The sequence below is a fragment of the Paraglaciecola polaris LMG 21857 genome, from assembly GCF_000315055.1.
Classification (GTDB): Bacteria; Pseudomonadota; Gammaproteobacteria; order Enterobacterales; family Alteromonadaceae; genus Paraglaciecola; species Paraglaciecola polaris.
Window position 1 is genome coordinate 144,826 of record NZ_BAER01000023.1, and the last position, 13,760, is coordinate 158,585.

Consider the following 13,760-nt stretch of genomic DNA (forward strand, 5'->3'; position numbering starts at 1 on the left):
GCATCTTATTTAAAGATAGCGTTTTTTGTGACTGTAGGCACTCGCTATTTGCTTTATCCATACTCTACTCAGGTAGGCCAACCACTATTAGAAGCTTGTAGTAATGGCATTAATCGGCATCCCGTTATACGCATTGGATTTCCTTTTTTGCTTTAAGTCCCTGCATGTGCCAAAACATTCATCTTTCATAAACATAGTATGTTTATGCTGAGGGAAGGTAATGAAATACACTTATGTTGCACAATATAAGCTTAGTCGCTTGGTGCAGTTTTGCTTTATCTGCTTAACGTTAGGCCTTACAGCATGTAGCCAAGGGATTGACGTTGCAAAATCTCATGACGTACTGCCCTTTTCTGATCCAGCGAACACAGGTGGTTGGGTATTAAATCGCGAAGTCAGTGATGAATTTGATGGGGAGACTATCGATGAAGCACGTTGGTATATAGTCGGCAAGTTTGAAGACGGTAAACCCGTCTATCGGCATCCGGATAAGCCAAATAAAAAAGTTTGGAGAGGGCGTGCCCCGTCACAGTTCTCTGGGCGTAACTATCGCTTAGAAAACGGTAAGTTGATACTTGAAACCCGCTGGGAGCCGGATTTTCCATTTAGTGACGAAATTAGGGTACCGGTATTCGGTGAGGCTATGCCCCATGCAAATATCACTACAGCCTGTTTTATTTCACGCAAAGCATTTAAATATGGCTATATGGAAATCAAAAGCAAGGCCGCAGATGCCGAGGTCACTAGCGCGTTTTGGTCTATGGGACAGGGCTTTGAGTTCGATTTTTTTGAGCTATTTGGGGATCACCGTGATGTGCAAAAACTCGATTTAGACCGCGAACTTTGGTGGTCGAGCCGTGATTGGAACCCAGCAGTTAATGAAACTGGTAAACCTGTGTATACCGAGCACCACGATTTGGGTTTTCGAGTGGCCGATGATTTCCATATCTATGGTGTTGAGTGGGATGAAAATGGTGTCAAATACTATGTCGATGGCAAGCTGCTTTCTACCGTGACGTCATCGCAAGTGACAAAATGGGCGCGAGAGAATCGCCAAGTCCCGGCAGATTATCAAGGTTATGTGGCTAATAAACCACTGAATCTATGGTTAGATCAAGAGACCTTCCCTTGGCATACCTGATAGCAAAGAAGATCTCGAACTGAACAGTCCTGCAGGTGAAAACGAGGATGGCGTCGTCGATTTTGCCATCGAATATGTGCGTGTGTGGCAGAAACCCTCACATCATTAAGTATAAATAATGTGAGGGAAGAGAATTAACGTGTTTGAATGCATCGACCGAGCGACCGACCGTACGTTTATAGTGTCACGCTTGTTATCCAGTCAATGCAATATATAACCTAGAGGTTGTCAATCCCATTTTAGGGTAGCTTTTAATGATCTGGACTTGACTTAACTTTTATCAACTACCGGCAAAGTCCGCCCTAGCTCACTACTTTTTAAGGCTAGCTCAATAAGCTTAATGCCATTTAACGCTTGTTCAGCGGTGACAGGATGCGCAGCATCATGGAGAATGCTGTTTGCTGTGGCTTGAAAATACCCTTGATAACCACCTCGTTCAGTGACGACCACCTTTGTCTCTCCTTCGCTATAAATATGGCCATATTGGCTGGCATCTTCATCTGCCCAATTTGCTTGGCTAGGTGTAAGGCCAGCAATTAAACGTGACTCTTGGGGATCAAGTCCAAATTTTTGGTAAGTGCCTTTAATACCCTGAATGGTAAAGCGTCGGTTAGGCGTGGCGCTTAACATATCGGCATGTAAAATCGCTATTTTGTCGGCATAGTGCAGTACCAGATTGAAAAAATCTACTGTACTCCCGCCATCACGTACGATACGGCACTGGGCCGTTATGGATTGAGGCATACCAAATAGCTGTAATGCTTGATCAATTAAGTGAGGCCCAAGATCGAATAATATCCCGCCCCCGTCACTGGCTTGTTCCCGCCAGCGCTGGCGTACTTGTGGGCGGAAGCGGTCAAAATGTGCTTCAAAGACTTTAATATCACCTAAACGCTCTTCACGGATTAATTTTTGCACGGTTAGGAAGTCTCCGTCGTAACGACGATTTTGAAATACGCTTAGCAACTTTTGCTTTGCGTGCCCCAAAGCGATCAAGGTTTCACCGTCACGACTGTTGGTAACAAATGGCTTTTCCAATATCACATGCTTGTCGTTCTCCAGGGCGAGTTTAGCTAAGTGAAAATGCACATCATTAGGTGCGGTGATGATTACCAGCTCAGCATCACTTTGAGTGATTAACGCTTCTGGTGAAACGTAAAGCTGAGCATTTGGCCAATCTTTGCTTACGGCATCATGTTGACTACTGCTAATGGCCACTAGATCAAATTCAGGCAGATGCCGAATAAAAGGTAAATGAAATATTTTAGCTGAATAGCCATAACCAATGATGGCGGTTTTAATAGGCGTGTATGTTATTGGCGAATGGGTATTTATCGTCATATTGCCTGACCTTTGTTTGTGTTGTGATGAAGAGCTGAATAGCTAGCTCACGAATACGCTTATGCAATGCTTACGACGGCGCGGCCAAAGATACAGCGCTGTGCGGGACCAAATGTTCCACCGAGCAATTGGACTTGCTGGTTGTTCGTGGGTAACAATGGCAAACAGTCAACTGAATTGGTCACCACAGTAACAGGCTCTACAAGTTGACTTGCTATCGCCGTGTAAGCGTAGTGCTGGTATCTAACAGAATATGATCATTTTCCACCACAAATGCTGCGCCAGCTTTTGCTATCTGTAATTTTGCCTGATTGCTTTTTTCTGTTAGTTAAAATTTTACTTACTGAGCGTTCTTTTGTGCTTTTAATGTTTAAGCTATTTTAACGGCTTGTACGTTATTTTAAGTTACTTTATCCGATTTATGCCTAAATTACCGTCTAGTATTGTCACTGGATTTTCAATGTCAGTCCGTTAGGATCGGAGAATATAATACCGCTACAAAGCAATAGTCATAGACTTAAAAAAAACGGAACGTAAAGGTAGCGCTTGGTATTGAGGAGAGTTATTTGCATAGTTTTACTGTCAATACCAGCGATGAAGGGGTGTTATATTGTCGTGAATGGCTACCCGAAGGTGTGGTGAAAGCCGTAATACATATTGCCCATGGTATGAGTGAACATGGTGGGCGTTATCAGCGTTTTGCCCTTGCTCTTAACCATGCGGGTTATGCAGTCGTCGCCAATGACCATAGGGGGCACGGGTTGAGTGTCACTGAAGGTCAAGCATTAGGGCATATGGCAGATGATGACGGCTGGCAAAAAGCGCTGAGTGATTTGGCATTGGTGAATCAACATATTCAGCGCCGTCATCCGAACCTAGCTGTCATTCTATTTGGCCATTCGATGGGTTCATTTCTGAGCCAGGATTATTTGGCTCACCACGGAAGCTCTATCGCTGGGGTAGCGTTATCATCTACCAATGGGCCTGCAGGATTGTTATTGAAAATAGGCCGATTAATAACCAAATTTGAACGGTATCGCATTGGGGCGAAAGGCCATAGTCCATTGATCTTAACCATGGTATTCGGTGCCTATAATAAAGCGTTTGCACCCAATCGTACTGAGTTTGACTGGTTATCTCGGGACGATAAAGAGGTTGATCAATACCTAGCTGATCCCCTGTGTGGTTTTCAGTGCTCGGTGCAAACTTGGCTAACCATGCTCGCTGCCCTTGGGCAAATAGCCAATGATTATGCCATTGAAAATATGGATAAAACTAAGCCTATATATGTGTTTTCAGGTACCGAGGATCCGGTGGGGGAAAACACAACCGGGGTCAAACGCTTGCTAGCCGCTTACAAAAAACATGGTTTCAGCGCGGTAACCAGCAAATTTTACCTTGGTGGACGACACGAAATGCTCAATGAAACCAACCGTGATGAGGTTACTGCCGATTTTATTGACTGGGCAGATGGGGTGCTGGTGAAAAATGTACAATCAAAACTCGCTACATTAGGTTTTGCCCATTAAGATATTGAAGACTCATTAGACAGCATGTAAAAGGAATTATGATTATTACTGACAACACTGTGGGGATCATTGAGTTTACTCGTTTATATCTCGCTGTTTTTTATACCTTTGTGGCGTTTTTTTACATCAGCAAAATTATTTGGGCCAAAAGAAGCAGTGGCCAGCAGCAGGTTTTCCCTGGGCAGCGTTTTTGCACATCTTGGTGGAATCACATCGCGTTCCGTGTATTTCGCGCCACAATTTGGATGATTTGTGTCTTTCGTTTTTTCTTCCCTGAGATCGATGGCTTTTTAGGATTGCTGCCTTCGATGCTCAATGTACCTGTTATGTTTGCTGGGAATTTGTTGCTCACTTGTGGGTTCGTCTTCACTATCATTGTACATTTAAGTATGGGCAGTCAGTGGCGCTCTGGAATAGATCCAAAAGGGCCGGCACAGTTGATGACTCACGGTTTTTATCGTTATTCTCGCAATCCCATGTTTAGCGCTATTGCGCTGTCTCAATTAGGCTTCTTTTTGGCCTTACCTTCGCTATTCTCGCTGATTTGTTTACTGGTGGGCTTATTTACCCTCTATCGTCAGGCGATTGTCGAAGAACAGCACTTAGCCAGTGCATTCCCTGCGGCGTTTGCTCAGTACAAAGCCGGTACGCGTCGGTGGCTGTAAACATGATTCAGGGCACAAACCCCTAGCTATTAACCTCATTACCTTTGAGCTGGGGTGATGTTAGATCAAGCATGTTCAGCCCGCATCATGGCCCCTTAAAAAGAATATAGCTTGCTCAATACGTGCACCCATGAGGAGGCTTTATTGATGGCCATAAAAGCCCATATATCAGCCGCTGAAAACTAATCTACTTTGCACGCTTTTTCTGATGTCAATAATGTCGTTTCGAAGGTAAAATCGCGTCCATTATGTCAACAGCCTTATTTTTGTTGTCTAGCAAGAGGTAGTGAGGAGTCTATGGATTATTTTGAACAGTTAGGTGTGAGCAGATCATCGACCACCATCGATATTAAAAAAGCCTATCGAAAACTCGCCAATAAATATCACCCTGACAGAAATGATAGCGTGGAAGCCAAAGAAAAGTTTCAGCTCATTCAACAGGCGTATGATGTTATTTCGGACCCCAAAAAGCGGGCCTTGTACCTAAAGCAAAACTATACGGTGATCACCGATCCCCGTGAAGTTGCTGATTCATTTTGGCATTCGGCCTTCAACTAGACATTGAAATAAATTGTCACCTAGGAAACTATAAATGCAATTTGAAGCAAGCGTACCTGACTATTTAAGTGGTGATTTTTCGATGTATTTAGAAAATATGACCTCTTATGCTGATCCTGAAAATCCTGATTTATTATCAAATTATTTGACTAAGTTGTTTGAGCAATTGAAGCAAATGCCTCTGTTGTTTAACGGCATGGTGGATCAATTAGCCATGGCAATATCAACCAAGGTTAGAATTGATAGCGAAAATTTAGCAAAAATCGTCTTTACCAAAGAACTTTCTTGGGGCGACGTTAAACCGTTTGTGGGGGTTCATGCCGACGCACGGGCGTGTATTACTGAAATTATGACCCATGCTGAACAAGACTTAAAAAAAGCTATTTTACTCATCCATTTTTATAACGGCTACGACACCACGCCGTTAAAGGCCGAAGCCGATGAGTCTGAGCAGGATCAAAACGATGATTATGCGACGCATTACGATGGTGATAACTATTAATCTTGCTCAGTTCGACTCACAACCGATACATAAATACAAAATTTGAGGATTCACCTTGACTAAAAATGCACTAATTCTTGCCAGTGATATTATGGAACAAGCACAGCACAGCGGTCGACGTGCTGGCACCTCATTAGAGGCCATCGCTTCTGAGCAAGGCGACGAGACCATGCTTGCGGTGTTAACGGAAATGGATATTTTAACCGTTGCTAAAATTGTCAGAGAGCACGACGCCACCATCCCTTCTATTGCCACTTGGTTGATGGATGCAGATTCAATTAAGCAGCTATTAAACGTTGAGCCGTCATATTGGCAAAATATGGACGAAGATCACGTATTTTGTGCCCAAACGGAAGCGCATAGCCTATTAACCCAAATTTTTCTCACTACGGATGATGAAGAAAAGCAATTGGACATACTGAAAGTCATTGTCGAAGACGACTTTGGTCTTTTATATTTATCGTTGCCGTTTGTTGGTCACGACTTTTCAGAAATGGAAGAAGACGAAGAACAAGCATCCGGCAGTATTGAAGAACTGTTAATGAAAATTAAATCGTTAAGTGAAGAGGCCTACCGAGAAGTGATGACGGTGAGCACCAATGGCACACTGGAAAACATCGAAATTACATTGAAACAAAATGCCAATAAACAACGCGTGACAGCCCTTGAAATGGATACCGATGATATGTTTGCACCGCTTTAATATGCAAAAATCACCGTATTTATGCTTTCATTCAGTAGGATAGAACAATGAAAATTGCACAGTTAAGAAATCATCCTTTTCTACTTTTGGTCTTAAAAGATGGCGAGAGTGAAGGTTATTTTTCTGCCGAATTCATGCACAAAACCAAACAGCAATTAAGTGATATGTCGTTGCGCATAGCGTCTGATAATTTATCGATAATTTATGCCGACCAAATTAAAAAGGGCTGTGAAATTGTCCTGGGTATGAGCAACTTAGGTTTGTTAGATCTATGTGGCAATGATACTGAAAAAGCAAAAAGTATCATAAGAGATCAAGGCATAGTGTATTGCTTTAGAGCGGGCTGGGCAAAATACGCTGAGCTAAAGAAAATATCTCCCACATACTTTGAAGATATTTCGATCACGCGTTATGCGCAGGGCATAAGCGATACTTCTGACATTAGCTTGATGCATGGAACGCTAGTCAAAGAAGGTCAACAAAGTGCCAGACTGCTGCAGATATACAAACATATTGGGGCAAGTTACAGTGCAAACAGCCTCATTATTGATCATGATGAAGACGTGTTAACGTTCGAACTGCAAAAATTCTTAAACACTGGGGTTGCGCTTTTACTCATCGATTCTGAGAAAAAAGTGTTCACGAACACTTTATATCAGCAATTTATTACCTACCTTACGGGCACCGAAAAAGACGTGCTGCATAGCAAATTAGCAGCCTGTATCAGCCGTTTCACTGAGCAGCTATCGGCCACTACAAAAACCTATCTGCAAGAGGTAAATCTATTAGATTTCAACGATTTGACCGGGATCATCAATCAGCAAGAAAATGCCGCTATGTATAGTCAGGATATATTAGAACTGCCTATGACAGTGTCGAATGAGCTGAATAATGATTTTGATGGCGGCTACGATTTTCACGCGGATGACGAAGACGATATCGCCTATTTGCGTCCCGACGCGTAATTGCATAATAGTGCATGCAACGGCATGCGCTACCGGATACAATCTCTTGTCGCGCCAGGTTACAAATATCATTGAATGATAGACATTTATGGCAGACTTACTAAGATACAACGTGAAGAGCTAGGATGCTGTGTTTCATATACCTCTGTGTATTGATTCTTTTCTTTCTTAAAATACAAACCAAATAACGACGATATGATCTGACAAGGTTAAGCAAGGTGCAACACTCACCCGTTTTCATCGTGTCAGCTATTTATCATTTGATTTTAGAACGAAATTAAACAAGCAGTTTGGTCATTGAATGCGTATGAACGGAACACGTAATAATCAGTTCACAACTTCAGTTGGGCGTGCATCACACACTAACAGACGGGTGTCATGTTCACTGCACAGCATAAAAAGCCTGTTATTGGCTTTCATTGTCGCGACTTGTCTGGTGACAACAGCATTAGCGCAAAGTGAGAAAATCAAGTCAAGTACCACCACGACACCTAGCCAGTCAGGCATAACATGGTACGCGAAGGGCGAGTACGATAGAGCCATTGAGTTATTTCAACAAGCGCTGGCCAGTGATATTGAGACCTTCGGTAAAAGACACCCTAATGTCGCTACCACACACAATAATTTAGCGTTAGCTTGGAAAGCCAAAGGCCAATACGACAAAGCCATTATGTATTATGAGTTGGCCCTTGCTAGCTCCCTAGCGTCGTTTGGTGAGGACCATCGCGAAGTCGCCTCGATACGCAGTAATTTGGGCTTGGTGTGGTACGCCAAAGGCCAATATGGCAAAGCTATTCATTATTATGAGCAGGCACTGGCAAGCAGTTTACGCGACCCAGCTAACAACCAATCGTTTATAGCCACCATACGCAGCAATATCGGTTTGGTTTGGCAGGCTAGAGGCGAGTATGACAAAGCCATTCAAAATTATGAGTTAGCCCTTGACGATGGCATAGCGACCTATGGGCAAGATCATCCGTCTGTGGCCATAAGGCGCAGTAACTTAGGCAGTGCTTGGGAAGCAAAGGGGCAGTACAAAAAAGCGATTAAGTACTACGAATTGGCCCTCAAAAGTGGCATTTCAGGTCTTGGAGAAGACCACCCAACAGTGGCAACCAGGCGCAATAAGTTAGGGAATGCATGGCAAACCCAAGGACAATATGACAAAGCAATTTACTACTATCAATTAGCACTGGCCAGCAGTCTGAACTCAGTGGGGGAAAATCATCCCATTGTGGCGACCATACTGAATAGTTTAGGTAGCGCATGGGAGGCGAAAGGGCAATATGACAAAGCGTTAGAGCAATATGAAAAGGCGCTTGATATTAACATCTTAACCTTTGGCGAAACCCATCCTGACGTTGCTAACACGCGTCGGCAATTGGGGAGTGTATGGCAGAGAAAAGGCCAATACGAAAAATCGCTAACCTACTATAACCAAGCTTTGACCAGTGATATTAAAACGTTCGGTACGGATCATCCTAGTGTCGCAGACACGCGCAAGCGATTAGGTAGCCTTTTACAAACAAAAGGCCAGTATGATGAAGCGATTAAGCTGTACGAACTGGCGTTAAGCAGTAGCTTGCTAACGTTTAAAGATAGCCACCCAGAAGTCGCTAGTATTCACAGACAACTTGGCAGTGTCTGGCAAGAAAAAGGCTTGTATCAAAAGTCCTTAGATTATTATGAGCAAGCCTTGGAAAGCGAAATAAATACCTTTGGTGAGCAGCACCCCAAAGTCGCGGTTAGCCACGCGTTACTCGGTAGCGTATGGGAGGCAAAAGGACAATATGATAAAGCCATCACGTTTTATAATCTGGCTCTTGGCAGTCATCTTTTAACGTTTGGCGAAAGTCACCCTAACGTGGCAAAGACACGCAGGCAACTTGGTCGTGTATGGCAGGAAAAAGGCCAGTATGATAAAGCGCTAGAGTATTATGAACTGGCCTTGCTTAGTGATATAAAAACCTTCGGTGAACAACACCCTGATGTCGCGATTACCCATAGGCTCCTCGGCAGCCTTTGGCAAGCAAAAGGCGAATACGACAAGGCGATTGAGCTCTATCAACTGGCGCTAAATAGTAGCTTGTTAACCCTTACGGAAAGCCATCCTGAAGTCGCTGATACGCGTAGGCGCCTTGGCAGTGTATGGCAGGAAAAAGGTCAATATGACAAAGCGATGCAGTATTATGAGCAGGCGCTTGCTAGTGATATTCAAACCTACGCCGAGTCACATCCAAGTGTTGCCTTAACGCGCCGATTATTGGGCAGCCTGTGGCAGGTTCAGGGTCAATACGCTAAGGCCATTCATTATTACGAGTTGGCATTACAGCAAAGTTTAAAAACCTTTGATAAGACGCACCCAGAGGTGGCTAAAACGTATAATAACTTAGGCAGCGCGTGGCAAGCTCAGGGACAGTACGATAAAGCCGAACAATATTACCAACTCGCTTTGATTGGCGCGCGTCAATCCCTAGGTGAACAGCACCCCGTGATGGCCACAACGCAGAGTCATTTAGGCAGTCTTTGGTTAGCGAGGGGGCAATATGACAAAGCGTTAGTTTTATATGAGCAAGCATTGGCAAGTAATATCATGACTTTGGGGGAGCAGCATCCTGACGTAGCTGAAATACGCAGTAGTCTGGGGAGAGTATTTAAAGGAAAAGGGCAATACGATCAAGCTATTAAATATTATGAACTGGCCCTGGGTAGTGGCATAGCGACCTTTGGCGAGGACCATCCATCAGTTGCCATAAGGCGCAGTAATTTAGGTAGCTTGTGGTCAGCTAAAGGCCAGTACGATAAGGCGATTGAATATTACCAACTAGCGCTTGCTAGTGGCATTAAAACCTTTGGTGAAGACCATCCTGCAGTCGCTATTCGGCAAAGTAATTTAGGCAGCGCTTGGGAAGCATTAGGTGAATATGACAAGGCAATTGAGTACTATGAACTCGCCCTAGAAGGTGGCATTAAAAATTTTGGTGAAGCGCACCCATCGGTAGCTAAAAGACGCAGCAATTTGGGTAGTGTATTCAAAGCGCTCGGTCAATATGACAAGGCTATCTCTTATTACGAATTAGCCTTGAAAAACGGCATACTTATTTTTGGTGAGAATCATCCCTCGGTCGCAATTAGACAAACCAATTTAGCCAGCTGTTGGCAGGCAAAACGGCAATATGACAAAGCTATTAGCTATTATGAGAAGGCATTGTCGACTTATATACTAACGCTAGGTGAAAACCATCCAAACGTAGCTGCTACGCGCAGTAACTTAGGCAGCGCCTGGTACGCTAAAGGGGACTTTAACAAAGCCATTGAATATTACGAATTAGCGCTGGAAACCGGGCTGGTTATATATGGTAAAGATCATCCATTTATCCGTGCAATGCGCAGCAATATCGACAATGCAAGAGACGCCCGTTGGCAATAAAAATGGGGTAATTGAAGCACCCCAATAATTTGAAACGCTCATTATTGGGGTCTTCACAAGGGCGGATTCTTTTATACTTGATTTGTTATCGCTAAAAACGTTTTCTCAATGTCACGCCAAAGGTCGCTGGGTCAGATATATAGGCATTAAACTTTCCTTCCTGTAGGGGCGTGTTGAAGTTCACATGATTAATATATTCTTCGTCCAAAACATTACGCCCCCAAAACACTAAATCCATGTTGTATTTGGCAAAGTTCATGAAAAAACGCACATTAAGCAAGCTGTATGACTCTTGCACGGCAAAGGGATCGTTACTGCCGTCTAAGACTACATCACCAGTGTAAGAATATTCGGCCACGAGATAGGCATCAATGTTGTCACTAATAGTGAAGTCTTTTTTAACCTTTACCATGGCGTAATCTTCAGGCTCGCCTGTTGGGCGGTCACCCGATCGATTACAGTACGGATTTGGCGCGTTGGGATCTGAACTTTCTTGCCCTGGATCAGTAATACCTGTGTGCCAGGTGTATGCAATCCAGCAATTCCCGCGCATAAAGTTGTCGTATTCTGCATTGACTCTGGCATATACAACACCCACCTCAATCGTGTCTGTGGGCAGCCACGTCAGCTCTACTTCCAAGCCTGAGGTTTTATAATCCCCTGCATTTTGTAAATTAAAGCCTGTACCGGTAAAAGTATTGGCTTGTATGTCATCCACATTTGTCGTGTGAACGGCAGCGTTAATTCTGAGATCTTGTTCAGGGAAGTCTTTCTTAATGCCAATCTCAAACGCTCTGGATTTCTCCGCAGCAAAAATGGGCTCAAAACCCTCTGTAATTCTATCTGTGTTAGTACCTCCAGATTTGTAGCCCGTGCCATACGAAACATAAATTAGGGTATCTCTGTTGGGGGTGTAACTCAGTTTTAAGGTGCCTGTTATTTGGTCATCATTCAAGGTATCAGAAATATTTGAGCGGCCAGCTGTAATGGCGCCAAGCGGATTAAATCCCCAACCTAGGGTTTGAAAAGGTGTGAGAGCTGCCAATGCTGCTTGTCCGCTAGGGGTGGTAATATCAATCGTGCCAGCTTGGATGCCGGTTAAAACATTTCCCGCTAAACCTGCGCCATAAAGCAGTGTGCCAGGCACAATAGATGCGGGGCTGTTGGGGTCGCCCACTGAGCTAAAAAAGGAAGGGAAGGCAGCGTCGTCGGGTAAGTTTTCGCTGAAAATCGTTGATAGATCCTTACTTTCGTCGGTGTACCTTAAGCCAGTGGTAAGCGTGAGCTCATCAGACAATTGATAATCGATTTGGCCGAATATTGCGTAACTCTCGTGTTTTTGCTCAGCACGGTGATCAAAACTTGAAAAAGCAGGCGCTGGTGGGGCTGAGGGTGCAATGAGCCCATTACTTGCGCTGTTCAAAGCATCAATGCCGGCAAGTAAACCATTAAATGCGCCTTGAGCAAAACCAGTAAGGAAAAAATCATTAAACTGTTCACCGGTATATAAGCTGTAATCAAGATCTAAATTCTGACGAAAATAATAGGCACCGAGAATAGCGGTTACCTTGTCACCAGTGTAATCCATGCGTATTTCTTGGGAAAATGAGTGCTGTTGTGAATCATTTCGTGTGCCAAATAAATGGGCATCGGTAAAGTCACTGTCAATATTGTCAAAGGAGTCGAAACTTCGATAAGCAGAAATGGATACCAGGGTGAATTGATTATTAATATCCCAGTCTAACTGAGCTGACAATCCGCTATCTTCTACCCTTGATTCAGGTAAAAATGACAGCGCGACTTTATAGTCGAAAAAGTCACTGCCATCAAATATCGTCGCATTAAAGGGGGCTTGGGATAAAAGGCTGTCAGTGCCAAATTTACCCTCTATGCCAATTGCTTGAGCATTACTAACTTGTACCGGTGCTGCACAACAAATTTCATTGATCTCTGCATAGTCAGCAATAATACGTAAAGTCACGTCATCGTTGGGGGTATATAAAGCCTGAAGTCTACCGCCCCATCGGTCCCTGTCGTTTAGCACATCATCACCCGTGTTCACTTCGCTGACGAAACCATCACGCTGACTGCCGAATCCGGTTAAGCGAAAGGCAAGAACATTGTCGATGGCGGATACCGAGGCCGCCGCTGAATAATTAACTAAACCGTAATTCCCAATCGTACCCTCTATAAAGTTGTCTCCTGCTTGATGACTGGGCGCCACCGTACGGATAAGTATTGCACCTGAGGGAGTATTTTTACCAAACAAGGTGCCTTGAGGACCGCGCAACACTTCGACCGCTTCGATATCAACCAAATTGTTGACCATGGAGCTTTGTCGAGCTCGGTATATCCCATCAACATATAGGCCGACTGAGGGATCTAAGCCGAAGTTTTGCGATGAGGTGCCGATGCCGCGTATCGAAAAGCTGGTATTGGTAACATTCTGAGTTTGAAAAGCTGATGAAGCGGGCACGAGTCCGGCCACATCAAATATATCTTTAATTACAGCCTGGTTTAGTTGCTTACCTGAAAACGCGCTAACAGACACAGGTACCGTCTGCATACTTTGTTTACGTTTTTGCGCTTCAACCGTGATGGTTTCTAAGCGCAGCGTTTCGACTTCTTCTTCTATTTCTTGGGCGGTGACTATTGGAATGGGAAATCCCAACGTAAGTGAGATCAGCACTGCAATAGGCTTCTTTTTAAACTGGATGGTATTAGTTTTATCCATGTGTGCGTGTCCTTTTCAAGATCGATTTTATCCATGTTTCATTGGAGTGTTAACTGGCTAACATGTGCACAACTAGAGAAATGTTTACCAGTATTTTGTTTTGATTGTATTTGAAAGCCCCGCTTTAAAATCATGGGGATAGAGCAACTATAGCCGTCTAAAAATAGCGGCGCCAATCGTTTTTAACAGGTA

The 13,760-nt window shown here is 43.9% G+C and carries 10 protein-coding genes; 8 read left to right on the forward strand and 2 right to left on the reverse strand.

Annotation, left to right across the window (positions count from 1 at the left end):
• Positions 1-220: 220 nt before the first annotated feature.
• Positions 221-1,141, forward strand: a complete 921-nt coding sequence (locus GPLA_RS04390) for a family 16 glycosylhydrolase (protein WP_007103630.1) — start codon at positions 221-223, stop codon at positions 1,139-1,141.
• 270 nt (positions 1,142-1,411) lie between these two features.
• Here the strand turns inward: GPLA_RS04390 and GPLA_RS04395 are convergent, their stop codons facing one another.
• Entirely contained in the window at positions 1,412-2,482 is a 1,071-nt protein-coding gene (locus GPLA_RS04395; protein ID WP_007103631.1) for an oxidoreductase, read from the reverse strand.
• A 566-nt stretch (positions 2,483-3,048) separates the two neighbouring features.
• Here GPLA_RS04395 and GPLA_RS04400 point away from each other — a divergent pair.
• The 7 genes from GPLA_RS04400 to GPLA_RS04430 all read left to right on the forward strand — a co-directional run bounded on the left by GPLA_RS04400 (position 3,049) and on the right by GPLA_RS04430 (position 10,834).
• A complete protein-coding gene (locus tag GPLA_RS04400; RefSeq protein ID WP_007103632.1) occupies positions 3,049-4,011 on the forward strand; it encodes an alpha/beta hydrolase in 963 nt (320 codons plus the stop codon).
• Positions 4,012-4,049: 38 nt separating this feature from the next.
• Positions 4,050-4,676 (forward strand): methyltransferase family protein, encoded by a 627-nt coding sequence (locus tag GPLA_RS04405; RefSeq protein WP_007103633.1) that lies wholly within the window; start codon positions 4,050-4,052, stop codon positions 4,674-4,676.
• 297 nt (positions 4,677-4,973) lie between these two features.
• The gene (locus GPLA_RS04410; protein ID WP_007103634.1) at positions 4,974-5,234 is read left to right on the forward strand and encodes a DnaJ domain-containing protein; all 261 of its coding nucleotides are present in this window, start codon (positions 4,974-4,976) and stop codon (positions 5,232-5,234) included.
• A gap of 34 nt (positions 5,235-5,268) precedes the next feature.
• The gene (locus tag GPLA_RS04415) at positions 5,269-5,736 is read left to right on the forward strand and encodes a hypothetical protein (protein ID WP_007103635.1); all 468 of its coding nucleotides are present in this window, start codon (positions 5,269-5,271) and stop codon (positions 5,734-5,736) included.
• Positions 5,737-5,791: 55 nt separating this feature from the next.
• Positions 5,792-6,439: a hypothetical protein gene (locus GPLA_RS04420; RefSeq protein WP_007103636.1), complete on the forward strand. Its 648-nt coding sequence runs from the start codon at positions 5,792-5,794 to the stop codon at positions 6,437-6,439.
• A gap of 47 nt (positions 6,440-6,486) precedes the next feature.
• A complete protein-coding gene (locus GPLA_RS04425) occupies positions 6,487-7,404 on the forward strand; it encodes a hypothetical protein (RefSeq protein WP_007103637.1) in 918 nt (305 codons plus the stop codon).
• 307 nt (positions 7,405-7,711) lie between these two features.
• On the forward strand, positions 7,712-10,834 hold the full coding sequence (locus tag GPLA_RS04430; protein ID WP_040513891.1) for a tetratricopeptide repeat protein: 3,123 nt from the start codon (positions 7,712-7,714) through the stop codon (positions 10,832-10,834).
• A gap of 91 nt (positions 10,835-10,925) precedes the next feature.
• Here GPLA_RS04430 and GPLA_RS04435 read toward each other — a convergent pair whose 3' ends face one another.
• Positions 10,926-13,568, reverse strand: a complete 2,643-nt coding sequence (locus tag GPLA_RS04435) for a TonB-dependent receptor (protein ID WP_007103639.1) — start codon at positions 13,566-13,568, stop codon at positions 10,926-10,928.
• Positions 13,569-13,760 lie beyond the last annotated feature (192 nt).